The organism is Luteimonas sp. gir, assembly GCF_037198055.1.
Classification (GTDB): domain Bacteria; phylum Pseudomonadota; class Gammaproteobacteria; order Xanthomonadales; family Xanthomonadaceae; genus Luteimonas; species Luteimonas citri_A.
The window spans coordinates 243,619-266,465 of the sequence record NZ_JBBAXQ010000003.1; the positions used below are offsets into that span (position 1 = coordinate 243,619).

At 69.1% G+C, this 22,847-nt stretch carries 23 protein-coding genes; 21 read left to right on the forward strand and 2 right to left on the reverse strand.

Annotated elements, in window-relative coordinates; genetic code table 11:
* Positions 1-45 precede the first annotated feature (45 nt).
* Both WAF18_RS07520 and WAF18_RS07525 read left to right on the forward strand, forming a co-directional pair.
* Positions 46-1,905, forward strand: a complete 1,860-nt coding sequence (locus tag WAF18_RS07520) for an ABC-F family ATP-binding cassette domain-containing protein (protein ID WP_337244548.1) — start codon at positions 46-48, stop codon at positions 1,903-1,905.
* A gap of 59 nt (positions 1,906-1,964) precedes the next feature.
* Positions 1,965-2,657 (forward strand): hypothetical protein, encoded by a 693-nt coding sequence (locus tag WAF18_RS07525; RefSeq protein WP_183426613.1) that lies wholly within the window; start codon positions 1,965-1,967, stop codon positions 2,655-2,657.
* Positions 2,658-3,057: 400 nt separating this feature from the next.
* Here the strand turns inward: WAF18_RS07525 and WAF18_RS07530 are convergent, their stop codons facing one another.
* Positions 3,058-3,945, reverse strand: coding sequence for a LysR substrate-binding domain-containing protein (locus tag WAF18_RS07530; RefSeq protein WP_337244549.1), 888 nt, complete (start codon positions 3,943-3,945; stop codon positions 3,058-3,060).
* Between the two features lie 170 nt (positions 3,946-4,115).
* Here WAF18_RS07530 and bla point away from each other — a divergent pair, with 170 nt between their 5' ends.
* From bla to WAF18_RS07580, 10 genes are all read left to right on the forward strand, one after another.
* Positions 4,116-5,024 carry a class A beta-lactamase gene (gene bla / locus WAF18_RS07535; protein WP_337244550.1) on the forward strand — a complete coding sequence of 303 codons (909 nt, stop codon included), beginning with the start codon at positions 4,116-4,118 and terminating at the stop codon, positions 5,022-5,024.
* Positions 5,025-5,171: 147 nt separating this feature from the next.
* Positions 5,172-5,507, forward strand: coding sequence for a zinc ribbon domain-containing protein (locus WAF18_RS07540; protein ID WP_337244551.1), 336 nt, complete (start codon positions 5,172-5,174; stop codon positions 5,505-5,507).
* A gap of 122 nt (positions 5,508-5,629) precedes the next feature.
* Positions 5,630-7,393, forward strand: coding sequence for an aspartate--tRNA ligase (gene aspS, locus WAF18_RS07545; RefSeq protein WP_337244552.1), 1,764 nt, complete (start codon positions 5,630-5,632; stop codon positions 7,391-7,393).
* A 124-nt stretch (positions 7,394-7,517) separates the two neighbouring features.
* Positions 7,518-7,727, forward strand: coding sequence for a periplasmic nitrate reductase, NapE protein (gene napE, locus WAF18_RS07550; RefSeq protein WP_183426619.1), 210 nt, complete (start codon positions 7,518-7,520; stop codon positions 7,725-7,727).
* A 12-nt stretch (positions 7,728-7,739) separates the two neighbouring features.
* The gene (gene napF, locus WAF18_RS07555) at positions 7,740-8,261 is read left to right on the forward strand and encodes a ferredoxin-type protein NapF (RefSeq protein ID WP_337244553.1); all 522 of its coding nucleotides are present in this window, start codon (positions 7,740-7,742) and stop codon (positions 8,259-8,261) included.
* Entirely contained in the window at positions 8,254-8,571 is a 318-nt protein-coding gene (locus WAF18_RS07560) for a chaperone NapD (protein ID WP_183426621.1), read from the forward strand. The genes napF and WAF18_RS07560 overlap by 8 nt, the downstream gene beginning before the upstream one ends.
* On the forward strand, positions 8,568-11,066 hold the full coding sequence (napA, locus tag WAF18_RS07565) for a periplasmic nitrate reductase subunit alpha (protein ID WP_337244554.1): 2,499 nt from the start codon (positions 8,568-8,570) through the stop codon (positions 11,064-11,066). The genes WAF18_RS07560 and napA overlap by 4 nt, the downstream gene beginning before the upstream one ends.
* Before the next feature lies 1 nt (position 11,067).
* Positions 11,068-11,583 (forward strand): nitrate reductase cytochrome c-type subunit, encoded by a 516-nt coding sequence (locus WAF18_RS07570; protein WP_183426623.1) that lies wholly within the window; start codon positions 11,068-11,070, stop codon positions 11,581-11,583.
* Complete coding sequence (locus WAF18_RS07575; protein WP_337244555.1) at positions 11,580-12,218, forward strand: cytochrome c3 family protein; 639 nt, start codon at positions 11,580-11,582, stop codon at positions 12,216-12,218. The genes WAF18_RS07570 and WAF18_RS07575 overlap by 4 nt, the downstream gene beginning before the upstream one ends.
* 65 nt (positions 12,219-12,283) lie before the next feature.
* Positions 12,284-12,841, forward strand: a complete 558-nt coding sequence (locus WAF18_RS07580; RefSeq protein WP_337244556.1) for a GNAT family N-acetyltransferase — start codon at positions 12,284-12,286, stop codon at positions 12,839-12,841.
* 34 nt (positions 12,842-12,875) lie between these two features.
* On the opposite strand, the gene WAF18_RS07585 is transcribed toward WAF18_RS07580, so the two are convergent.
* On the reverse strand, positions 12,876-13,301 hold the full coding sequence (locus WAF18_RS07585) for an organic hydroperoxide resistance protein (RefSeq protein WP_337244557.1): 426 nt from the start codon (positions 13,299-13,301) through the stop codon (positions 12,876-12,878).
* A 115-nt stretch (positions 13,302-13,416) separates the two neighbouring features.
* On the opposite strand from WAF18_RS07585, the gene WAF18_RS07590 reads away from it, so the two are divergent.
* The 9 genes from WAF18_RS07590 (at position 13,417) to WAF18_RS07630 (ending at position 22,847) form a co-directional block, all read left to right on the forward strand.
* Complete coding sequence (locus WAF18_RS07590; protein ID WP_337244558.1) at positions 13,417-14,229, forward strand: AraC family transcriptional regulator; 813 nt, start codon at positions 13,417-13,419, stop codon at positions 14,227-14,229.
* Positions 14,226-14,849 carry an alpha/beta fold hydrolase gene (locus WAF18_RS07595; RefSeq protein WP_337244559.1) on the forward strand — a complete coding sequence of 208 codons (624 nt, stop codon included), beginning with the start codon at positions 14,226-14,228 and terminating at the stop codon, positions 14,847-14,849. Before WAF18_RS07590 ends, WAF18_RS07595 begins: the two co-directional genes overlap by 4 nt.
* A gap of 32 nt (positions 14,850-14,881) precedes the next feature.
* Complete coding sequence (locus WAF18_RS07600) at positions 14,882-15,613, forward strand: YebC/PmpR family DNA-binding transcriptional regulator (RefSeq protein WP_183426629.1); 732 nt, start codon at positions 14,882-14,884, stop codon at positions 15,611-15,613.
* A 23-nt stretch (positions 15,614-15,636) separates the two neighbouring features.
* Positions 15,637-16,158 carry a crossover junction endodeoxyribonuclease RuvC gene (ruvC, locus tag WAF18_RS07605; RefSeq protein ID WP_183426630.1) on the forward strand — a complete coding sequence of 174 codons (522 nt, stop codon included), beginning with the start codon at positions 15,637-15,639 and terminating at the stop codon, positions 16,156-16,158.
* 67 nt (positions 16,159-16,225) lie between these two features.
* A complete protein-coding gene (gene ruvA / locus WAF18_RS07610) occupies positions 16,226-16,816 on the forward strand; it encodes a Holliday junction branch migration protein RuvA (RefSeq protein ID WP_183426631.1) in 591 nt (196 codons plus the stop codon).
* A gap of 99 nt (positions 16,817-16,915) precedes the next feature.
* Positions 16,916-18,778 carry a potassium transporter Kup gene (locus tag WAF18_RS07615; protein ID WP_337244584.1) on the forward strand — a complete coding sequence of 621 codons (1,863 nt, stop codon included), beginning with the start codon at positions 16,916-16,918 and terminating at the stop codon, positions 18,776-18,778.
* Positions 18,779-18,881: 103 nt separating this feature from the next.
* Positions 18,882-20,171 carry a diguanylate cyclase gene (locus WAF18_RS07620; protein WP_183426633.1) on the forward strand — a complete coding sequence of 430 codons (1,290 nt, stop codon included), beginning with the start codon at positions 18,882-18,884 and terminating at the stop codon, positions 20,169-20,171.
* A gap of 135 nt (positions 20,172-20,306) precedes the next feature.
* A complete protein-coding gene (locus WAF18_RS07625) occupies positions 20,307-21,779 on the forward strand; it encodes a UbiD family decarboxylase (RefSeq protein WP_337244560.1) in 1,473 nt (490 codons plus the stop codon).
* Positions 21,780-21,848: 69 nt separating this feature from the next.
* Positions 21,849-22,847, forward strand: a complete 999-nt coding sequence (locus WAF18_RS07630; RefSeq protein WP_337244561.1) for a peptidase U32 family protein — start codon at positions 21,849-21,851, stop codon at positions 22,845-22,847.

The following is a 22,847-nucleotide window of genomic DNA, read 5'->3' on the forward strand; positions in this document are numbered from 1 at the left end:
GCACGGGTCGGCGGGTTCCGGGTCGCGCTCCTGTAAAATCAACCAATGATCTCCTTCAAGAATTTCGCCCTGCGGCGCGGCGAACGCCTGCTGCTGTCCGACGTCGACCTCACCCTGCACTCGGGCTGGCGCGCCGGCGTGGTCGGCCGCAACGGCGCCGGCAAGTCGTCGCTGTTCGCGGCCGTGCGCGGCGAAGTCGAAGCCGACCGCGGCGACCTCGACCTGCCCAACCGGCTGCGCGTGGCGAGCATCGCCCAAGAACTGCCGTCGTTGCCCGATCCGGCGATCGAGTTCGTGCTTGGCGGCGATGCTGCGGTCGCCAGCGTGCTCAAGGCCGAGGCCGATGCAATGGCCGCCGAGGACTGGGAGGCCGTGGCCGAGGCCCATGTGCGCATGGCCGAGCTCGGCGCCTACGACGCCTCGGCGCGCGCCGGCAAGCTGTTGCACGGCCTGGGCTTTCCGGCTGAGACTCACCAGCGCGCGGTCGCCACGTTCTCCGGCGGCTGGCGCGTGCGCCTGAATCTGGCGCGCGCGCTGATGACGCCCAGCGACCTGCTGCTGCTCGACGAACCGACCAACCACCTCGACCTCGATGCGGTGCTGTGGCTGGAGCAGTGGCTGCTCAAATACCCCGGCACGTTGCTGCTGATCAGCCACGACCGCGAGTTCCTCGACAACGTCTGCACCCACACCCTGCATCTGCACGGCGGCGGCGCGAAGCTCTACACCGGCAACTTCACCGCGTTCGAGCGTCAGCGCGCCGAGCAGTTGCGCCTGCAGCAGATCACCCACGAAAAGACCCAGGCCGAGCGCGCGCACCTGCAGAAGTTCATCGATCGCTTCAAGGCCAGCGCGGCGAAAGCCAAGCAGGCGCAATCGCGGGTCAAGCGCCTGGCCAAGCTCGCCGACACCGAAGCGGTGCGCGCCGAGCGCGAGGTGCGGATCGACTTCCCGCAGCCGCTGAAGCTGCCGCACGCGTTGCTGCGCATCAACGACGGCGTCTGCGGGTATCCGTCGGCTGACGGACAGGTGGTGATTCTGGACAAGGTGGGCTTTGGTTTGGAGGCCGGTGACCGCATCGGCCTGCTGGGTCCCAACGGCGCCGGTAAATCCACCTTGGTCAAGTCGCTGGTCGGCGACCTGCCGCTGCTGGCCGGCGAGCGCTACGCGCATCCGGACCTGCGGATCGGCTACTTCGCCCAGCATACGGTCGAGTCGCTGGTTGCCGGCACGTCGCCGATCGACCACCTGCGCGAACTCTCGCCCAACGTCGCCACCCAGGCCTTCCGCGACTTCCTGGGCAAATGGAGCTTTCCCGGCGACCGCGCGTTCGAGAGCATCGACGGTTTCTCCGGCGGCGAGCGGGCGCGACTGGCGCTGGCGCTGATCGCCTGGCTGCAGCCCAATGTGCTGCTGCTCGACGAGCCGACCAACCATCTGGACCTGGAGATGCGCGAGGCATTGGCCGAGGCGTTGAGCGACTTCCCCGGCGCGATCGTGCTGGTCTCGCACGACCGCCACCTCATCGGCCTGGTCAGCGACCTCTATTGGCGCGTTGCCGATGGCCAGGTCGTGCCCTTCGATGGCGACCTCGACGAATACGCAGCGTGGCTGCGCGCGCGCGGCAATGCCGGCGAGTTGCGCACGCCGGCCGCCACGCCCGTCGCCGAGGCGTCGCCGGCCCCGCCGCCGCCGCGCACCAAGGTCAATCCGCATCGGCTGCAGAAGGTCGAGACGCGGGTCTCCGAACTTGCGGCTGAACTGGCCCGAATCGAGGCGATGCTGACCGACCCGGCGACCTATGCCGATGGCCCGCGCGTGGCCGAGCTGGGCCAGCAGCAGGCGGCGCTGCGCGACGAGCTGGAGACGGCCGAGGCCGAACTGCTGGCCCTCTACGACGCCTGATCGGCAACCCGGGCGGACCCGGGTTGCCGTTGCGCGGTATGGGCGGGTAGGGTGGCGCGATGAACCGACTCCTGATCCCGACCGCCCTGGCCGCCGCCCTCGTGCTCGCCGCCTGCGGCAACACCGAACCGGCCGCCGACACCCGTCCGCCACCGGCCAATCCGACCGCTGATGCTGCCGCGGCTGCGGCCGCCGAGGCCGCCGCGCGTGAGCATGTGCCCGCCGACGCATTCCTGGCGGCGATCGCGCGCCACTGCGGCGAGGCCTTTGCCGGCCGCATCGTCGCCAACGAGCCCGCGCCGGCCGCCGATGCCGCGCCTGATCCCTTCGAGGGCAAGGAACTGGTGATGCACGTGCGCGGCTGCAGCGACAAGACGCGCGAACTGCGGATTCCTTTCCATGTCGGCGACGACCATTCGCGCACCTGGATCCTGACCCGCACCGAGCACGGCCTGCAGCTCAAGCACGACCACCGCAAGCCCGACGGCAGCGAGGATCCGGTGACGATGTACGGCGGCGAGACCCAGAACGCCGGCACCGACCAGCGCCAGGAATTCCCGGTCGACGCCGAGTCGATCGCACTGTTCGAGAAGGAAGGCCTGAACGACTCGGTTACCAACACCTGGGCGATGGAAATCCATCCCGGCGAGCGTTTCGTCTACGAACTCACCCGTCCCGGCGGGCGCAAGTTCCAGGTCGAATTCGACCTGACCAAGACCGTCGCGGCCCCGCCGACGCCCTGGGGCTACTGAAGACCGGTTGATCCACACTCTGCCTGCCCTGTCCACCTGTTGGATCGGTACGGGCAGGGTGCGGCGTTTAGAAGGTGGTGATGCAGCGTGGGTAAGACTTTCTGGCTTTTGCTGCCTCTTGTCCTGGCCATCATTTTTGGAGTGGCGGCCGGGTACTTTGTTAGACGTCTGAGCGAGCCAACGCAGCGTGCTTTACGCTTCTTCGCGTTTGGGTTCAGCACCTGCGTCATCTTGATGACCGGGTTGCCTCGCCTTCTGGCTTACCTGGGGTGGTGGTGACCAGCGCGTTGCCGGTGTCCTGCCGAACAGCGTCGATGCGTGGGAGCTGCGCCACGCAAGGCCCTCGCTGTGGCGCCATCATCGATGGAAGCGCACGGCAGTGGGCCGTGACAGGCTCCAATCAAGGCGCGCGGTCAAGTGTGAGCGCGCGCTGCGCCAGGAGCCATGCGCGTAGTTGCTGGAGCGGCGCCGGTTCCGGTCGGGAGCGCAACTGGGTCAGCCAGTAGCGACCCAGGGCGATGCCAGTGTCGAAGGGCTGCACCAGACGGCCCTCGCGCAGTTCGCGTTCGAACATCGCCAGCGGCAGCAGCGCCACCCCGGCGCCGGCTGCGGCGGCGCTGGCGAGCGCCAGCGACGAATCGAAGACTGGCCCGCGGGCGTCGATCGCGTCGGCGCCGGCCGCCTGCAGCCAGCGCGGCCATTCGTCGCCGCGGTAGGAACGCAGCAGCGTCGTGCGGTCGAGGTCGCGCGGGCTCGCCAAGCGGCGCGCCAGCGCGGGCGCACAGACAGGTGCGAACAGCGTATCGACGATCGGCGTGCAGGCCTGGCCCTGCCAGTCGCCGTCGCCGAAGCGCACCGCGGCATCCAGCCCTTCGCTGGCGAGGTCGATGCGGTTGTTGTGGGTCTGCAGACGCAGCTCGAGTTCCGGATGCGCGGCCTCGAACGCCGGCAGGCGCGGCAGCAGCCAGCCGGTGGCGAAGGTGCCGACCACGCCCAGGCTCAGGATCTGGCGCTCGGCGGTACCGCCGGCACGCTGGACCGCGGTGGCGATGCGGTCGAAGGCGTCGTGGAGGACCGGATACAGCGCGCTGGCCTCGTCGGTCAGCGCGACGCCGCGCGGCAGGCGATGGAACAGGCGCACGCCCAGGCGATCCTCCAGGCTGCGGATCTGATGGCTGAGGGCGGCCTGGCTCACGCACAGCTCGAGCGCGGCACGGGTGAAGTTCTGGTGGCGCGCGGCGGCCTCGAAGGCGCGCAGTGCATTGAGCGGCAGCGGCGGACGCGACATGGGTAGCAGGGGTGAGCGGGATCGATCGATGATCGCATTCCGGGCGCCGAATGGCGCCAATCGCGATCCTGTCATCGAATCCGCTTATGGCTGCCCCTGATTCTTCGCGCTGGTGGACGCCGCCGCGCAGCCTCGAGAATCGGCGCTCACCCAATCTCGGAGACCGCCCGATGGCATCGCGACGCGCGCTGTTGAAACTCGCCGGCCTGTCCGCCCTGTCGCTGCCGATGGCCGCAGTGCCGGCGGCGCGTGCCGCGGGGCGGGAGGCGAGCCCCGACACGATCGCCACGGCGCCGGACCTGGCCGCGCTCGAAGCGGCGAGCGGTGGCCGGCTCGGCGTGGCCCTGCTGCGCGACGGCGACCCTGCCGTGCGTGTCGGGCACCGGGTCGACGAGCGCTTCCCGATGGCCAGCACCTTCAAGTGCCTGCTGGCCTCGGCGGTGCTCGCCCGCGTCGATCGCGGCGCGCTGTCGCTGGACCGGCGGCTTGCGGTGCGTCAGGCCGACATGCTCGAGCATGCGCCGGTGACCGCCCGGCATGTCGGACGCGACCTCACCGTGCGCGACCTGTGCCAGGCCACGATGGTCTGGAGCGACAACCCGGCGGCGAACCTGCTGCTGCCGCTGGTCGACGGCCCGGCCGGACTCACCGCGTTCCTACGCGCCGCGGGCGACACGGTCACGATCTGCGCCCGCAATGAGCCGGAGGTCAACCTGTTCGCGGACGGCGATCCGCGCGACACCACCACGCCGCTGACGATGGCCGGCAATCTGCAACGGTTCGTCCTCGGCGACGTGCTGCTGCCAGCCTCGCGCCTGCAATTGACCGACTGGCTGATCGGCAACCGCACCGGCGATGCGCGCATCCGCGCCGGTGCGCCCGCCGCCTGGCGGGTCGGCGACAAGACCGGCACCGCGAGCGGCATCAGCAACGACATCGCGGTGCTATGGCCTGCCGATGGCGGCCGGTCGTGGCTGCTGGCCTGCTATCTACAGGGCTCGGCGCTCGCTGGCGCGGCGCGCGATGCCGTGCTGCGTCGCGCCAGCGAGCTGGCGCTCGCCCAGGTGCGCAGCGCGTAGCGTCCAAGGCGAGCGGAGGCCCGTGGACGGGAACCGACAAGTGGTCGGGTGGGATCGTGCGAGCGCGCCGTGACGGTGTGCGGCGGGCTTGATCCGGTCGCCGGCGCCCCCATGTCCACGCCCAGTCAAGGTTCCTTCTTTCCCACCATGCCGATCTACGCCTTCCGCTGCGCCGACTGCGGCCACGATTTCGACCGTCTGCAGAAGCTCTCCGATCCCGATCCCGAGACCTGTCCGGCCTGCGGCGCGGCGGCCGTCAAGCGCCAGCTCACCGCGCCTGCGTTCCGTCTGGCCGGCAGCGGCTGGTACGAGACCGACTTCAAGAAGGACGGCGACAAGAAGCGCAACCTGGCCGAAGGCGGCGAATCCGCCAAGCCTGCCGGCGACGCCGCCGCGAGCCCGGCACCGGCGGCCAAGTCGGACGCACCCGCACCCAAGGCCGAGACCAAGCCGGCCGCCAAGCCCGCCGCCGCGGCCGACTGACGCCACGCGGCCGACGCCGCTCCCAACGCAGGCGCGCGCGGACCGCCGCGCACGCCTTACACTATCGGGTTCCGCCCGCCGGGCGGTCGGTATCCCGTGTCTTTTCCGCGTTCGGAGTGTCCATGCGTACCCATTTCTGCGGCCTCGTCGACGAGGCGCTGATCGACCAGACCGTCACCCTGTGCGGCTGGGCCGATGTCGCCCGCAACCTCGGCGGCGTCTGCTTCATCGATCTGCGCGACCACGAGGGCATCGTCCAGGTCGTCGCCGAGCCGTCGGCCGAGCCGGGCAACGCGGAGGTGCTGTCCCTGGCCGAGCAGGTGGGCTACGAGGACTGCCTGCGCATCACCGGCGTCGTCCGTCGCCGGCATTCGGTCAACCCGAAGATCCGGACCGGCCAGGTCGAGGTCGTCGCGCAGACCATCGAGGTGTTGAACAAGGCCGAGCCGCTGCCGTTCCATCACCACGAGAACCCGGGCGAGGAGACGCGGCTCAAGTACCGCTATCTGGATCTGCGCCATCCGCAGATGCAGCGCCGCATGCGCACGCGCACCAAGCTGGTCAGCGCGCTGCGCCACTGGCTCGATGCGCGCGGCTTCCAGGACATCGAGACCCCGATCCTGACCAAGGCGACGCCGGAAGGTGCGCGCGACTTCCTGGTGCCTGCACGCATGCATCCGGGCGAGTTTTACGCGTTGCCGCAGTCGCCGCAGCTGTTCAAGCAGATCCTGATGATGTCCGGCTTCGACCGCTACTACCAGGTGGCGCGCTGCTTCCGCGACGAGGCGCTGCGCGCCGATCGCCAGCTGGAATTCACCCAGCTCGACATGGAGTTCGCCTGGGTCTCCGAGCGCGATGTGCAGGACACGGTCGAAGCGATGATCCGTGATGTGTTCCATGAGGTCGCCGGGGTCGAGCTCGACGCGCAGTTCCCACGCATGACCTATGCCGAAGCCATGCGCCGTTACGGCTCCGACAAGCCGGACCTGCGCATCGCGCTGGAGCTGGTCGACGTCGCCGAGCTGGTCAAGGACTGCGGCTTTTCGGTGTTCGCGGGTCCTGCGAACGAGGCGAACGGCCGCGTCTGCGCGCTGCGCATTCCCGGTGGCGCGTCGCTGAGCCGCAAGCAGATCGACGAGTACGCCGCCCACGCGGCCAAGTACGGTGCCAAGGGTCTGGCGTACATCAAGATCGCAGAGTCCGGCGAGATCAGCTCGCCGATCCAGAAGTTCTTCGACGAGGCGGCGTTCGCCGCGCTGCTGTCGCACGTCGGTGCCGGCAACGGCGACCTGGTGTTCTTCGGCGCAGGCAAGTACACGACCGTCAGCGACTTCATGGGCGCGATCAGGCTCAAGGCCGGCAAGGACTTCGGCCTGGTCGCCGAGGGCTGGAAGCCGCTGTGGGTCACCGATTTTCCGATGTTCGAATGGGACGACGAGGCGCAGCGCTACGTCGCCTTGCACCATCCCTTCACCGCGCCGGCAGTCGATGACGAGGCCGACCTGCGGGCCAATGCGGCGACCGCGGTCTCGCGCGGTTACGACATGGTGCTCAACGGCAACGAAGTCGGCGGCGGCTCGATCCGCATCCATCGCGCCTCGATGCAGTCGGCGGTGTTCGACCTGCTCGGCATCGGCGCCGACGAGGCGCAGGCCAAGTTCGGCTTCCTGCTCGATGCCCTGAAGTACGGGGCGCCGCCGCATGGCGGCATCGCGTTCGGCATCGATCGTCTTGCGGCGTTGCTGGCCGGCACCGAGTCGATCCGCGATGTCATCGCGTTCCCCAAGACCACCGGCGCGCAGTGCCTGATGACCGACGCGCCGTCGCCGATCACCGATGCGCAGCTGGCGGAGGTCCACATCCAGGTGCGCGCCCGCGCGGAATGACCGCGCGGCCCCCATCGCTGCGCGTCCGGTATCGCGCAGCGGCCCATTGTTGACCGCGATCAACACATCTGTCGCGCCGGTTGGGTATCCTCCGAGCGCGACTTCTTCTTCGACAGGACCGCCCATGAAGCCCGAAGCGCAGGAGGCTGCCCTCTTGACCGCCCCCGCCGAACCGGCCGAGCCGGTCGATCCGCGCCGGGCCAAGCGCAAGGAACTGCTGCTGTTCCTGTTCATCACGGTGGTGATGTTCCCGATATTGTCGGTGCTGATCGTCGCCAGCTACGGGTTCTCCGTGTGGTTCTGGCAGATGTTCACTGGCCCACCCACGCACTAGGCCGCCTTCGTCATGGTAGCCGCCGCCACCAGACCGCCCGATCCGCGCCGACGCGCGCTGCTGCGCGGTCGTCTGCACACCCCGCATCCCCTGCGCCCGCCCTGGGCGCTGGACGAGCGCGCGTTCGTCGATGCCTGCACCGGCTGCGGCGCCTGCGTGGCGGCCTGTCCCGAGCGTGTGTTGGTGATCGGCGAGGGGCGCCTGCCGGTGTTCGATCCGGCGCTGGGCGAATGTACGTTCTGCACCGATTGCGCGTCCGCCTGTGAGGCCCACGCGTTCCGCCCGGCTCAAGATGCCGCCTGGGCGCTGCAGGCGCGCGTCGCCGAGACCTGCCTGACGCTGCACGGCATCGTGTGTTCGAGCTGCCGCGATGCCTGCGGCGAATCGGCGATCCGTTTTCCGGTGACCTCGTGCGTGCCCACGCCGGTCGTGGCCGCGGACCGCTGCACCGGCTGCGGCGCCTGTGTCGCCGGTTGCCCTTCGGCCGCGATCTCGCTGCGGCCCGTTACCTCTGAGGACGCCGCCCATGTCTGACCCCCGTCCCGAATGGCATGTCGCCAGCCTGGTGGTCCGCCACCGTCCCGAGGCGCGCGATGCGCTGGCGGCTGCGGTCGCGACCACCGACGGCCTGGAGCTCGCGATGCAGGAGGACACCTGCAGTGTGCTGCTGCAGGAGAGCGACGGCACGCGCGGCCTGATGGCGAGCATCGATGTCCTGCAGGCCGTGGCCGGGGTGATGGCCGTCAACCTCGTCTACCACCATGCCGAGCCGACATCCGCGATCGATCGCGACCTCGCGCCGGCCGACACCCGTACACAAGACACGACAGGAGCAACGGCATGACCAGCCGCCGCGAGTTCATCCGCAACACCGCCATCGCCAGCGCCGCGGCCGCCGCCGGCATGCCTGTGCCCGCCCATTTGGCCGAGGCGATGACCGAGGGCGACGGTCAGCTCAAGTGGAGCAAGGCACCGTGCCGCTACTGCGGCACCGGGTGCGGCATCAACGTCGCGGTGCGCGATGGGCGGGTCGTCGCCACCCACGGCGACGTGCATGCCGAGGTCAATCGCGGCCTGAACTGCGTCAAGGGCTACTTCCTGTCGAAAGTGCTCTACGGCGCCGACCGCCTGACCACGCCGATGCTGCGCAAGCGCAACGGCGTGTTCGCCAAGGACGGCGATTTCACTCCGGTCAGCTGGGACGAGGCCTTCGATGTCATGGCCGAGAAGTTCCGCGCCGTGCTCAAGGCCAAGGGCGGCGACGGCATCGGCATGTTCGGCTCCGGGCAGTGGACCGTGTGGGAAGGCTACGCGGCCAACAAGCTGATGAAGGCCGGCTTCCGCAGCAACCACATCGACCCGAACGCACGCCATTGCATGGCCTCGGCGGTGACCGGCTTCATGCGCACCTTCGGCATGGACGAGCCGATGGGCTGCTACGACGACATCGAGGCGGCCGATGCGTTCGTGCTGTGGGGCTCGAACATGGCCGAGATGCATCCGATCCTGTGGACGCGCGTGACCGATCGCCGGCTCACCCATCCGCACGTCAAGGTCGCCGTGCTGTCGACCTACGAGCACCGTAGCTTCGAGCTGGCTGACATCCCGATGGTGTTCAAGCCGCAGACCGACCTGGTCATCCTGAACTTCATCGCCAACCACATCATCAAGACCGGCCGGGTCAACCGCGACTTCGTCGACAAGCACACGACCTTCAAGCGCGGCAACGACGACATCGGCTACGGCCTGCGGCCCGAGCACCCGTTGGAGGTCGCGGCCAAGAACGCGCAGGACCCCAACGGCGGCACGCCGATCGACTTCCAGGCCTTCGCCGATTTCGTTGCCCCGTACACGCTCGAGCGCACCATCGAGATGACCGGCGTGGAGCGCGCGTGGCTCGAGCAACTGGCCGAGCTGTACGCCGATCCGAAGATCAAGGTCATGTCGTTCTGGACCATGGGCTTCAACCAGCACACGCGCGGCACGTGGGCCAACAACATGGTCTACAACATCCACCTGTTGACCGGAAAGATCGCGACCCCGGGCAACAGCCCGTTCTCGCTGACCGGCCAGCCTTCGGCCTGCGGCACCGCGCGCGAGGTAGGCACGTTCAGCCACCGCCTGCCGGCCGACATGGTGGTCACCAACCCCGAGCACCGCCACCACGCCGAGGAAATCTGGAAGATCCCGCACGGGATCATCAAGGACAAGGTCGGCTACCACGCGGTCGAGCAGAACCGCGCGCTGCGCGACGGCAAGCTCAACGCGTACTGGGTGCAGGTCAACAACAACATGCAGGCCGGCGCCAACATGCTCGAAGAGGGCTACCCCGGCTACCGCAATCCCGACAATTTCATTGTCGTCTCCGACGCCTACCCGACGGTGACCTGCCAGGCCGCCGACCTGATTCTGCCCTCGGCGATGTGGGTGGAGAAGGAGGGCGCCTACGGCAATGCCGAGCGCCGCACCCACTTCTGGCATCAGCTGGTGCACGCGCCGGGCGAGGCGCGCTCGGATCTGTGGCAGCTGATGGAGTTCTCCAAGCGTTTCACCACCGACGAATGCTGGCCCGAAGAGATCCTCGCGGCGAACCCGCAGTTCCGCGGCAAGACCCTGTTCGACGTGCTCTATCGCAACGGCAAGGTCGATGCGTTCGGGGTCGAGCAGATCGAGGAAGGCTACGCCAACGCCGAGGCCGATGCGTTCGGCTTCTACGTGCAGAAGGGTCTGTTCGAGGAGTACGCCGAGTTCGGCCGCGGCCACGCGCACGACCTGGCGCCGTTCGACATGTACCACCGCGAGCGCGGCCTGCGCTGGCCGGTGGTCGACGGCAAGGAGACGCGCTGGCGTTACCGCGAGGGCGCCGATCCGTACGTCAAGCCGGGTACGGGCTTCCAGTTCTACGGCAACAAGGACGGCCGCGCGGTGATCTGGGCGCTGCCCTACGAGCCGCCGGCCGAATCGCCCGATGACGAGTACGACCTGTGGCTGGTGACCGGGCGGGTGCTCGAGCACTGGCACTCGGGCTCGATGACCATGCGCATTCCCGAGCTGTATCGCGCATTCCCGTCGGCGGTGGTGTTCATGCATCCTGACGACGCTCGCGCGCGTGGCCTCAAGCGCGGCGATGAGGTCTCGGTATCGTCGCGCCGCGGTGCGATGCGCACGCGCGTGGAGACGCGCGGCCGCAACCGGATGCCGCGCGGGGTGATCTTCGTGCCGTGGTTCGATGCCGCCCAGCTGATCAACAAGGTCACGCTCGATGCGACCGACCCGATCTCCAAGCAGACCGATTTCAAGAAATGCGCGGCCAAGGTCGCCGCGGTGGGAGTGGCCTGACATGCGCAAGATCCTCGCCATCGTGTTGACGCTCGTGCTGGCCGCGTGCGGCGACCGCGACCCCAAGCCCGAGATCGTGCCACCGGCGCCTGAAGTCGGTGCGCGTGGCAATCCCGCCCAGGACATCGACAATCTGCGCCGCAACGTGCCGATCACCGCCGAGATCACGCCGCTGCCGATGGCGCGGGTCGAGAACTTCGACCGTCGCCGCGGCCGTGCCTACCCGATGCAGCCGCCGACCGTGCCGCACAGCATCGAGGGCTACCAGGTCGACAAGAACTCCAACCGCTGCATGCTGTGCCACGCGCGCAGCAACGCTGCGCAGTTCCAGGCGCCGGAGATCAGCGTGACCCATTACATGGATCGCGACGACCAGTTCCTGGCCGAGGTGTCCTCGCGCCGCTACTTCTGCCTGCAGTGCCATGTCGTGCAGACCGACGCGCAGCCGCTGGTCGCCAACGGCTTCCGCGACATCGACAGCGTGCTGCGGTCCGAGCGCGCGGAGCCGTCGGAATGAAGGCGTTCGGGCGGGTTGCGACCACGGTCCGGTCGTTCTGGAAGACGCTGCGCTCGCCGGCAGTCCACCTGAGCCTGGGCTTTCTGACGCTGGGCGGGTTCATTGCCGGGGTGATCTTCTGGGGCGGCTTCAACACCGCGCTCGAGGTCACCAACACCGAGGAGTTCTGCACCGGCTGCCACGAGATGCGCGACAACGTCTTCGAGGAGCTCAAGACCACCATCCACTACAACAACCGTTCGGGCGTGCGCGCGACCTGTCCCGACTGCCATGTCCCGCACAATTGGACCAACAAGATCGGCCGCAAGATGCAGGCCTCCAAGGAGGTCTGGGGCAAGATCTTCGGCACGATCAACACGCGCGAGAAGTTCCTGGACATGCGTCTGACGCTGGCCGAGCACGAGTGGGCGCGACTGAAGGCCAACGATTCGCTCGAGTGCCGCAACTGCCACGACTACGACTCGATGGACCTGACCCGCCAGGCGAGCCGGGCGGCGCAGATTCACCGCACGTACCTGGCGACCGGGCAGGCGACGTGCATCGACTGCCACAAGGGCATCGCGCACCGGCTGCCCGACATGACCGGTGTGCAGCAGGGCGTGCAGCCGGTGCCGGCGGCCCACACCGCGCACTGACGCAACGCGACGTCGGCGCCGGCCACCGCTGGAGGCCGGCGCGGGGTTACTGCGACAATCGCGCAATGACTGTTGAACCCATTGCCGAACCGCCGCTGCCGCCGGGCTTCGTACTGCGCCGCGGCGTCGCAGCCGATGCGGCGCGGTTGTCCGCCCTCGCAGCGCGGACGTTCACCGAAACCTTCGGGCATCTGTATCCCCGCCATGACCTGCAGGCCTTCCTCGACGAGGCCTATGCCGTTGAGCGCCAGCGCATCGTGCTGAGCCATCCCGACTACGCGGTCTGGCTGCTCGAGCGTGACGGCGAGGCCGTCGGCCATGCCGCCGCCGGTCCCTGCGGCCTGCCACACGCCGAGGTCGCACCGGGCGATGGCGAACTCAAGCGGCTGTATCTCGTCCGTGGCCTGCAGGGGGCCGCGCTCGGCACCCGGATGATGCGGGCCGCGATGGATTGGCTGCTGCGCGACGGCCCGCGCACGCTGTGGGTCGGCGTGTGGTCGGAGAACCTCGGCGCGCAGCGGTTCTATGCCCGCTACGGCTTCGGCAAGGTCGGCGAGTACCTGTTTCCGGTCGGCGCGACGCAGGATCTGGAATTCATCCTGCGTCGGCCCGTGCAGCGCTGAGCCAGGCGCCTGCGACGGCCCCCGGCCGGTGTGTTCAGGCCACGACCAGGGTCACGTCGATGTTGCCGCGGGTCGCGTTCGAATAGGGGCAGACCGCGTGCGCGGCGTCGACCAGCGGCTGCAACTGCTCGCGCGGCACGCCAGGGGCGCGGATCGTCAACGTGGCCTGGATGCCGAAGCCGGTCGGAATGGGGCCGATGCCGACCTCGCCGGTGATCGTGGTGTCGGCGGGCAGCTTGACCTTCTGCTTGCCGGCGACCAGCTTGAGCGCACCCAGGAAGCAGGCGGCATAGCCGGCGGCGAACAGTTGCTCGGGGTTGGTGCCCGGGCCGCCGGCGCCGCCCAGTTCGCGCGGCGTGGACAGGGCGATGTCGAGGGCGCCGTCGTTGGAGGCGGCGCGGCCTTCGCGTCCACCGGTGGCGGTCGCGGTCGCGGTGTAGAGCACGGTGTCGAGGGACATTTGAGAAGTCTCCGGGGTGGCAGCCGCGGGATGCCGCTGCGGTATCGACACTGTGCGCGGTTCGTTGATACTTTTGGGCATGCCAAGTCCATAAAACTTAGCCAGGAGTCCTGATATGGTCGATCGTCTGGCCGTGCTGCTGGATCGGTTCCGGATCACCGCCGATGTCGACGCTGGCCCCGGCGAGGTCGGCGGCCACGACGACGGCGCACTGTGGCTGGTGGCGTCCGGCGCGCTGCGCGTGGCCGCGCAGTCGCAGCCGGTGGTCGGCCCCGGCCTTCTGCTCGCCCCGCAGCGCGCCCTGGCCGACACGGTCGTCGCCGAGCCCGGGACGCGCGTGCTCGCCGCGCGGCTGCGCTTCGAGGGCGGCGCGGACAACCCGCTGGTGCGGGCCTTGCCCGCCGTGTTGTGGCTGCCCGCCGATGAAGTGCCGAGCTCGGCCGGGCTGTTCGCGCTGGTGTTCGAGGAGGCCTTCGACAGCCGCTGCGGGCGCACGGTGCTGCTCGATCGGCTGATCGAGGCCTTGCTGGTCCAGGTGCTGCGCCAGCAGATGGAGTCGGGTGGTCTGCGCGGCGGTCTGCTGGCGGGCATGGCGCACCTGCGACTGCGACGCGCGCTGGTCGCGTTGCATGAAGCGCCGGCACGCGACTGGACGCTGGCGTCGCTGGCGCAGGCTGCGGGGATGTCGCGCAGCGCCTTTGCGCAGAGTTTTCGCGAGGCGCTCGGGCAGACGCCGGGCCAGTACCTGCAGGACTGGCGAATCGCGCTCGCGCAGCGGGCGCTGCGGCGCGGCCGGCCACTGAAGGTGATCGCCGACGAAGTCGGCTACGGCAGCGAGGCGGCCCTGTCGCGGGCGTTCAAGGCTCGCAGTGGACTGTCGCCCAGGGCCTGGCGGCAGACGATGGGTCTGCGGGACGCGGTCGCATGAGCGGCGGGCCGCAGCGTGTCGTTCTGCTGCATGGGATCTGGATGGTCGGTCTGACGATGCGGCGCTTCGCGCAGCGTCTGGAGGCAATGGGGTTCGCGCCGGAGATCTTCGGGTATCCCAGCATCACGGGCGGGCCGCAGGCGGCGGTGGATGGCCTGCTCGCGCAGCTGCATCGCGGCGGGCCGGCGCATCTGGTCGGACACAGCCTCGGGGGCCTGATCGCACTGCAGGCGCTGGCGCAGGCGCCGGACCTGCCGGTCGGGCGCGTGGTCTGCCTGGGCTCGCCGGTGTGCGGCAGCGGCGCGGCTGCCGCACTGTCGCGGTGGCCGATCTCGCGGCTGTACTTCGGGCGGAGCGCCGACATCCTGCTCACCGGCTGCGCGCAGTGGCCGCCCCAGGTGGAGGTCGGGATGGTCGCCGGCCGGGTGCCGCGCGGGCTGGGGGCGCTGTTTGCGCGCTTCGAGGGTCCCCATGACGGCACCGTAGCGGTGGCCGAAACACGCGCGCCGGGGTTGGCCGACCACGTGGTCGTCGAGGCCAGCCACAGCGGCCTGCTGTTCTCCTCGCAGGCGGTGGTCCAGACGGCCGCCTTCCTGCGCGCAGGGCGCTTCGCGCGCTAAAATCGCGCCTTCGACGCCTGAAAAGAACGACCATGGGACGAGGACCTTCGATCGAGGCCCGCAAGAACGCGACCGACGCCAAGCGCGGCAAGATCTTCACCAAGATCATCCGCGAGATCGGGGTCGCCGCCCGGGCCGGCGGCGGTGATCCGGCCAACAATCCGCGCCTGCGCGCCGCCATCGACAAGGGCATGGCGCAGAACATGTCCAAGGACGTGGTCGAGCGCGCGATCAAGAAGGCGACCGGCGAGCTGGAAGGCGTCGAGTACGAGGAGATCCGCTACGAGGGCTACGCGCCTGGCGGCGTGGCGGTCATCGTCGACGCCTTGACCGACAATAAGGTCCGCACCGTGGCCGACGTGCGTCATGCCTTCGGCAAGTGCGGCGGCAACCTCGGCACCGATGGCTCGGTGGCTTTCATGTTCAAGCGCCTGGGCGTGCTGAGCTACGACGCCGGCGCCGATGAAGAACGGATCACCGAGGTCGCAATCGAGGCCGGGGCCGACGACGTGATCGTCTATCCCGAGGACGGCGCGATCGACGTGGTCACCGCGCCTGAGGACTTCGCCGCGGTGCGCGAGGCGATGACCGCCGCGGGCCTGGCGCCCGAGCACGCCGAGCTGACGTTCCGCGCCGACAACGATGTCGCGGTGGATGCCGAGACCGCGCAGCAGGTCCGCAAGCTGCTGGACCTGCTCGAGGACCTCGACGACGTACAGGACGTCTACTCGAACGTGGACCAGGCCTCGCTGGACGGCGCCTGACGGCGCCGGTGATCCGTCGCCCGATGACCCGCATCCTCGGTATCGATCCCGGCTCGCAGCGCACGGGCGTGGGCATCATCGACGTCGATGCGGCCGGCCGCGTCACGCATGTGCATCACGCGCCGCTGTCATTGCTGTCGGCCGGCGATTTTCCGGCGCGGCTGCGTCGGTTGCTGGTGGGGCTGGGTGAACTGGTCGAGCTGCACCGGCCCGACGAGGTCGCGATCGAACGGGTGTTCATGTCGCGCAATCCCGACTCGGCGCTCAAGCTTGGCCAGGCGCGCGGGGCTGCGATCGGTGCGGTGGTGCTGCGCGACCTGCCGGTGCATGAGTACGCGGCCAGCGAGATCAAGCTCGCGGTCGTGGGCCGCGGCAGTGCCGAGAAAGGCCAGGTCCAGCACATGGTCGGCCTGATGCTCGGGCTGACCGGCAAGTTGCAGGCTGACGCCGCCGATGCGCTGGCGGTGGCGATCACCCATGCCCACGTGCGCGCGACGGCTGGCCGGCTGGGGCTCGACGCGCGCCAGGCCTGGAGCAGGAAATGAGCGACATCGCGGCCCTGTCCGCCCCCCTTCCCACGTTCCATGACCGGCCCGCGGCCGGAGGTGCCCGATGATCGGAAGACTGCGCGGCAAGCTCGTGCACAAGGCCCCCCCCTGGCTGGTCGTCGACGTGGGCGGGGTGGGGTATGAGCTCGAAGCCCCGATGAGCACGTTCTACGACCTGCCCGAGGTCGGGCGCGAGGTCGCGCTGTTCACGCACTACGCGCACAAGGAAGACACCGTCTCGCTGTATGGCTTTTTGCACGAGTCCGAGCGCCGGCTGTTCCGCGATGTGCAGAAGGTCAGCGGCATCGGCGCCAAGATCGCGCTGGCGGTGCTGTCGGGGGTCAGCGTCGATGCGTTCGCGCAACTGGTGCAGGCCGGCGACGTCACCGCACTGACCCGGATCCCGGGCATCGGCAAGAAGACCGCCGAGCGGATCGTGGTCGAACTGCGCGATCGCGTCGCCGACCTCGGCGGCGTGGGCGGGGCGATGGGCGGACGCACCGGGCCGGCCGATCCGCTGTCGGAGGCGACCGTCGCCCTGCAGCAACTGGGCTACAAGCCGGCCGAGGCGGCCAAGATGGCGAAGGCCGCGGCGCGTGATGGCGATGCGGCCGAAATCATCATCCGCAAAGCGCTACAGTCCGCGCTTCGCTGACCCTCCGCCCGTCAGGGGCCCCACGTCATGACCCAGTCCACGCGCCAGGCGGCGCCCGATCCGCGCAGTCCGCCCGGGCACGGCCAGACCCATGGCCAGATCGGCCTGGCGGGGCTGGTCGCCGGCGCGATCGGCGTCGTCTTCGGCGACATCGGCACCAGTCCGCTGTACACCCTGCGCGAGGCGTTCTCGTCGCATTACGGCTTGGTGGCCGATCACGACACCGTGCTCGGCGTGCTGTCGATGATCTTCTGGTCGCTGACGATCGTGGTGACCTACAAGTACGTCACCATCATCCTGCGTGCCGACAACGATGGCGAGGGCGGCATCATGGCGTTGATGGCGCTTGCCCAGCGCTGTCTCGCCAAGGGCGGGAAGTCTGCGTATCTGATCGGCATCCTCGGCGTCTTCGGCGCCTCGCTGTTCTTCAGCGACGGCGTCATCACCCCGGCGATCTCGGTGCTGTCGGCAGTCGAGGGCCTGGAAGTGGTGGCGCCGGGCCTGCACGCGTGGATCATTCCGATCACCGTGCTCGTGCTCGGCATCCTGTTCGCGACCCAGCGCTTCGGCACCACCAAGGTGGGGCGGGTGTTCGGCCCGATCATGATGCTGTGGTTCGCTTCGCTGGCGATGCTGGGCGTGCTCAACATCCTGCACGCGCCCGAGGTGCTGCACGCGCTCAATCCGTGGTGGGCGGGGCGCTTCTTCGTCGAGCACAGTTGGGGCGGGGTGTTCATCCTCGGCGCGGTGGTGCTGGCGGTGACCGGTGGCGAGGCGATCTACACCGACATGGGCCACTTCGGTGCGCGGCCGATCCGCTACGCCTGGTACTTCTTCGTGCTGCCGGCGCTGATGCTCAACTATCTGGGGCAGGGCGCGTTGGTGCTTGAGGACCCGGCGGCGATCCGTAACCCGTTCTATGTCGGCGTGCCCGAATGGGCGCGCTGGCCGATGATCGTGATGGCGACCGCGGCGACGGTGATCGCGTCCCAGGCGGTGATCACTGGTGGCTTTTCGGTTGCGCGGCAGGCGATGCAGCTGGGCTACATCCCTCGGATGCACGTGCGCCACACCTCCAGCGACACCATCGGCCAGATCTACATCCCGGGCGTGAACTGGGCGATGGCGGTGGTGGTGATCGCGCTGGTGCTCACGTTCCGAACCTCTTCGGCGCTCGCGGCCGCTTACGGCATCTCGGTCTCGCTGACGATGCTCATCGACACGCTGCTGCTGATCGTGGTGGCGCGCGCGCTGTGGCCGCGCTGGCGGCGCTGGGTGTTGCCGTCGTGCGCGGTGTTCATCCTGATCGACATCGCCTTCGTGATCGCCAACGGCGCCAAGGTGCTACAGGGAGCCTGGTTCCCGCTGGTGCTGGGCATCACGCTGTTCACGCTGCTCAGGACCTGGCGGCGCGGCCGCCAGTTGCTGCGCGACGAGATCCAGAAGGAGGGCATTCGCCTGGATACCTTCCTGCCGGGTCTGATGCTCGCTCCGCCGGTGCGGGTGCCAGGCACCGCGGTGTTCCTGACCGCCGATCGCGGCGTGGTGCCGCAGGCGTTGATGCACAACCTCAAGCACAACAAGGTGCTGCACGAGCGCAACGTGTTCCTGACGGTCGAAACGCTCACCGTGCCCTATGCGGCGCCATCGCGGCGAATGCGGATCGAACACGTCGGCGACGACTTCCATCGCATCACCTTGCGCTTCGGTTTCATGGAGACGCCGGACGTGCCGATGGCGCTGATGCGCTGCGGCGATGTCGAGGGCGGCATCGTGATCGACCCGATGGACACCACCTACTTCACCAGCCGCGAGACCGTGGTCGCCACGCCGCGGCGCGGCATGCCGGTCTGGCGCGACAAGCTGTTCGCGCTGATGCACCGCAACGCGGCGCCGGCCACGGGCTTCTTCCGCATCCCCGGCAATCGCCTGGTCGAGCTAGGATCGCAGGTGCATATCTAGCCTGGGGAAGCGCGTCCACAGGGCGGGTGCGACGCTGCGTCGCAGTCAAGTCGGCCCGCCGGCGGTCGATAACGTCGGCGAGTACCGCCGGACGCCGAACCGCATGCACGCGCTCCTGCCCAGGATCCCGACCTCGCCCCTGCCACAGCGTGTGCTGCTGGTGGAGAACTCGCGTGCCTACACCCAGGCCGTGGCCGGCACCATCGAGAGCCGGCTCGAACTGCCGGTGACCGTCGCCGGATCGCTGGCCGAGGCCAAGCGGGCGCTCGACGCGCACGACGACTGGTTCCTGGTGTTGACCGGACTGGTGCTGGCCGACGGCGATCGCGACTCGGTCGTCGATTTCTTCTTGGCGCGGGGCCTGGCAACGGTCGTCGTCAGCGGCGTCTATGACCGCGAATTGCGTGACCGCCTGTTGCGCCGGCAAGTGATCGACTTCGTGCTCAAGAGCACGCCGGGCAGCTTGGACTACATCGTCTGGCTGGTGCAGCGTCTGGAGCGCAACCGGCGGATCTCGGCACTGGTGGTCGACGATTCGGCCTCCGCGCGCGAGCGCACCGCCTGGTTGCTGGAGATGTTCGGCTACCGGGTGGTGCAGGCTGCCGAAGGCGATGCCGCGCTGCGTGCGCTCGAAGCCGACCCGACGATCCGCCTGGCCTTGATCGACGAGGAAATGCCGGGCATGCAGGGCGTGGAGGTAACACGGCGCCTGCGCGCGCTGCGCGCCCGCGACCGGGTCGCGGTGATCGGCGTGTCGGGCTGCGAGGATGCCGACCTGGTCGCGCGTTTCCTCAAGAACGGCGCCAACGATTTCCTGCGCAAGCCCTATTCGCGCGAGGAGTTCTTCTGCCGCGTCTCGCAGAACGTCGACCAGCTCGAGCTCATCGGCAGCCTGCAGGACCTGGCGACGCGCGATTTCCTCACCGGCCTGCCCAACCGGCGCTGCTTCCTCGAGCGCGCCGAGCAGCAACTGCCGGCACTGCAGGACGGCGGCACGCCGGTGGCGATGGCGATCCTCGATGTCGACCACTTCAAGCACATCAACGACAGTTGGGGGCACGAGACCGGCGACCATGCGCTGCGTGCGCTGGCGACCGCGCTGTCGGCGCACGCGCGCCCACAGGACCTGATCGCGCGTTTCGGTGGCGAGGAGTTCTGTCTGCTGGTGCCCGGGCTCGATGCCGACGCGCTGGCCGCGTACTTCGAGCGCCTGCGCGCCAGCGTCGAGGATCTGCGGGTGCCGGTGCGCGGCGGCGATCTACGGATGACCGTCAGCATCGGCGTGTGCGCGGCCTCCACCAGCGACGACCTGCACCGGCTGCTGGCCGAGGCCGACCGTCGTCTCTATCTGGCCAAGGCCGGCGGCCGCAACCGAGTGGTGGTGGCCGGCTGATTGCGCGGCGCGCCATGCAGGCGCGCCAATGCTGCATTCGATGCGCTTGACCTGCGTCATCGCAGCCGCTGCGGCCGCTGCCTAGCCTTGCCGGCATCGTCTCCCGGCCGGGAGCGTCCGCGCCGGAGCCCCCGTTTGCACGATCTGCGTCAGTTCCTCGACCGCCTGACCCGGCACGACCAGCTGTGGGAGGTCGGCGCGCCGGTCGATCCTGAGCTCGAGAGCACGGCGTTGTCGCTCCATGCGCTTCGCGAACAGGGGCCGGCGCTGCTGATGCGCCGGTCGGTCGGATCGGCACACCCGATGCTCGGCAACCTGTTCGGGCATCGTCGACGCATCGAACTGGCGCTCGGTGAGCGGCCACTGGCTTCGCTGCGCGAACTGGGCGAACTGCTCGCCGAGCTCAAGGAACCCCGCTGGCCGTCGTCGCTGCGGGGCGCGCTCGAGGCCTGGCCGGGGCTGGCGCAACTGGCGCATGTCGCGCCGCGCCGCGTGGAGGAGGCGGCGTTCTGCGAGGAGGTCGTCTACAGTGGCGACATCGATCTGGCACGGCTGCCGATCCAGCGCTGCTGGCCCGGCGACGTCGACCGCCTGATCACCTTCGGCCTGGTCGTCACGCGCGGCACCGAACAGGCGCGGCAGAACGTGGCGATCTACCGCCAGCAACCGATTGGGCGCAACCGCGTGATCATGCGCTGGCTGCCGCATCGCGGCGGTGCGCAGGATCATGCAGCCTGGCAGCGCACGCACCCCGGCCGTCCATTTCCGGTCGTGGTCGCGATCGGAGCCGATCCGGCGACGCTGCTTGCCGCGGTCGCGCCGGTGCCCGACACGCTGTCGGAGTACGAGTTCGCCGGTCTGCTGCGAGGTGCGCGTACGCGGGTGTGGCGCAGCGCGCTGACCGGGCTCGACGCGCCGGCAGGTGCGGAAATCGTGCTCGAAGGCTTCATCCATCCCGGCGACACCGCGCCCGAGGGCCCATTCGGTGACCACACCGGCTACTACAACGCGCGCGATGCGTTCCCGGTGTTTACGATCGAGTGCATGCGTCTGCGTCGCGGTGCTATCTATCACGGCAGCTACATGGGGCGTGCGCCGCAGGACGAGCCTTCGGTGCTGGCGATCGCGCTCAACGAGGTCTTTGTGCCGATCCTGCGCAAGGTGTTTCCGGAGATCGTCGACTTTCACCTGCCGGCGCAGGCGTGCTCTTACCGGGTCGCGGTGGTCTCGATCCGCAAGCAGTACGCTGGCCATGCGCGGCGGGTGATGATGGGCATCTGGTCGTACCTGCGCCAGTTCACCTACACCAAGTTCGTGATCGTGGTCGACGACGACATCGACGCGCGCGATTGGGGCCAGGTGCTGTGGGCGATCTCGACCCGGGTCGATCCTGCGCGCGATGCGATGCTGGTCGACAACACGCCGATCGACTACCTCGACTTCGCATCCCCGGTCGCCGGGCTCGGCTCCAAGCTCGGGCTCGATGCGACCAATAAGTGGCCCGGCGAGACCGCACGCGACTGGGGCCGACCGATCGTGCCCGACCCGCAGGTCGCCGCACGCGTGGGGCGGCTGTGGGAGGCATTGCGCGATGCACGCAGCGCCTGACCTGGGTCAATGAGCCGTGCAGGGGCGGCGCCTAGCATGCAAGCCCCTGCGCAATGACGAGGACGAGCGATGCAACTGGTGTGTCCAGCGGGCAACCTGCCCGCGCTGCAGGCGGCGATCGATGCCGGCGCCGACGCGGTGTACGCCGGCCTGCGCGACCAGACCAACGCGCGCGCGTTTCCGGGGCTGAACTTCGACGAGGCCGAACTGGGCCAAGGCATCGCCTATGCGCATGCGCGCGGTCGTCAGGTCTACCTTGCACTCAACACCTATCCAGACAGCATTCGGCTGCCGCAGTGGCTGCGCGCGGTGGACCGCGCGGCGGCGCTCGGCGCAGACGCCATCATCGCGGCCGAGATGGCGGTGCTCGACTACGCCGCGCGCCGCTATCCGCAGCTTGCCCGGCATCTGTCGGTGCAGGGATCGGCGACCACCGCGGCCGCGTTGCGTTACGCCCACGAGCGCTTCGGCATCGCGCGCGCGGTGCTGCCGCGCGTGTTGTCGGTGCAGCAGGTCGAGCGCCTGTGCGCGGCGTCGCCAGTGCCGCTGGAGGTTTTCGCGTTCGGCAGCCTGTGCATCATGGTCGAGGGCCGCTGCCAGCTCTCGAGCTATGTGACCGGGCAGTCGCCCAACCGCCACGGTGTGTGCTCGCCCGCGGCCTTCGTGCGCTGGGACGAACACGCGGACCTCAGCCGCAGCGTGCGGGTGAACGGCATGCTGATCGACCGCTTCGCAGACGGCGAACCGGCCGGCTATCCGACCGTGTGCAAGGGCCGCTACGACGTCGGCGGCGAGATCTTCCACGCGCTCGAGGAGCCGACCAGTCTCAACACGTTGGAACTGCTGCCGCGGCTGGCGCAGGCCGGCGTCGCGGCGCTGAAGATCGAGGGGCGCCAGCGTGGTGTGGCGTATGTGCGCGCAGTGGCGCAGACCTGGCGTCGGGCGTTGGACCGTCACCGCGACGATCCGCAGCGCTGGCGTACCGAGCCCGACTGGCAACGTGCGCTGTCAGCGCATGCCGAAGGCCAGCAGACCACGTTGGGGCCTTATCACCGTGCCTGGCATTGA

Excerpts from the sequence above, each read along its gene's own strand:
- WAF18_RS07525 (WP_183426613.1), top strand. The coding sequence starts at position 1,965 with ATGAACCGACTCCTGATCCCGACCGCCCTGGCCGCCGCCCTCGTGCTC.
- WAF18_RS07585 (WP_337244557.1), bottom strand. The coding sequence starts at position 13,301 with ATGTCCCTCGACACCGTGCTCTACACCGCGACCGCGACCGCCACCGGT.
- WAF18_RS07540 (WP_337244551.1), top strand. The coding sequence starts at position 5,172 with ATGCCGATCTACGCCTTCCGCTGCGCCGACTGCGGCCACGATTTCGAC.
- WAF18_RS07560 (WP_183426621.1), top strand. The coding sequence starts at position 8,254 with ATGTCTGACCCCCGTCCCGAATGGCATGTCGCCAGCCTGGTGGTCCGC.
- bla (WP_337244550.1), top strand. The coding sequence starts at position 4,116 with ATGGCATCGCGACGCGCGCTGTTGAAACTCGCCGGCCTGTCCGCCCTG.
- napE (WP_183426619.1), top strand. The coding sequence starts at position 7,518 with ATGAAGCCCGAAGCGCAGGAGGCTGCCCTCTTGACCGCCCCCGCCGAA.
- WAF18_RS07570 (WP_183426623.1), top strand. The coding sequence starts at position 11,068 with ATGCGCAAGATCCTCGCCATCGTGTTGACGCTCGTGCTGGCCGCGTGC.
- ruvA (WP_183426631.1), top strand. The coding sequence starts at position 16,226 with ATGATCGGAAGACTGCGCGGCAAGCTCGTGCACAAGGCCCCCCCCTGG.
- aspS (WP_337244552.1), top strand. The coding sequence starts at position 5,630 with ATGCGTACCCATTTCTGCGGCCTCGTCGACGAGGCGCTGATCGACCAG.
- WAF18_RS07520 (WP_337244548.1), top strand. The coding sequence starts at position 46 with ATGATCTCCTTCAAGAATTTCGCCCTGCGGCGCGGCGAACGCCTGCTG.
- WAF18_RS07580 (WP_337244556.1), top strand. The coding sequence starts at position 12,284 with ATGACTGTTGAACCCATTGCCGAACCGCCGCTGCCGCCGGGCTTCGTA.
- WAF18_RS07530 (WP_337244549.1), bottom strand. The coding sequence starts at position 3,945 with ATGTCGCGTCCGCCGCTGCCGCTCAATGCACTGCGCGCCTTCGAGGCC.
- WAF18_RS07600 (WP_183426629.1), top strand. The coding sequence starts at position 14,882 with ATGGGACGAGGACCTTCGATCGAGGCCCGCAAGAACGCGACCGACGCC.
- WAF18_RS07595 (WP_337244559.1), top strand. The coding sequence starts at position 14,226 with ATGAGCGGCGGGCCGCAGCGTGTCGTTCTGCTGCATGGGATCTGGATG.
- napF (WP_337244553.1), top strand. The coding sequence starts at position 7,740 with ATGGTAGCCGCCGCCACCAGACCGCCCGATCCGCGCCGACGCGCGCTG.
- WAF18_RS07590 (WP_337244558.1), top strand. The coding sequence starts at position 13,417 with ATGGTCGATCGTCTGGCCGTGCTGCTGGATCGGTTCCGGATCACCGCC.
- ruvC (WP_183426630.1), top strand. The coding sequence starts at position 15,637 with ATGACCCGCATCCTCGGTATCGATCCCGGCTCGCAGCGCACGGGCGTG.
- WAF18_RS07620 (WP_183426633.1), top strand. The coding sequence starts at position 18,882 with ATGCACGCGCTCCTGCCCAGGATCCCGACCTCGCCCCTGCCACAGCGT.
- WAF18_RS07575 (WP_337244555.1), top strand. The coding sequence starts at position 11,580 with ATGAAGGCGTTCGGGCGGGTTGCGACCACGGTCCGGTCGTTCTGGAAG.
- napA (WP_337244554.1), top strand. The coding sequence starts at position 8,568 with ATGACCAGCCGCCGCGAGTTCATCCGCAACACCGCCATCGCCAGCGCC.
- WAF18_RS07630 (WP_337244561.1), top strand. The coding sequence starts at position 21,849 with ATGCAACTGGTGTGTCCAGCGGGCAACCTGCCCGCGCTGCAGGCGGCG.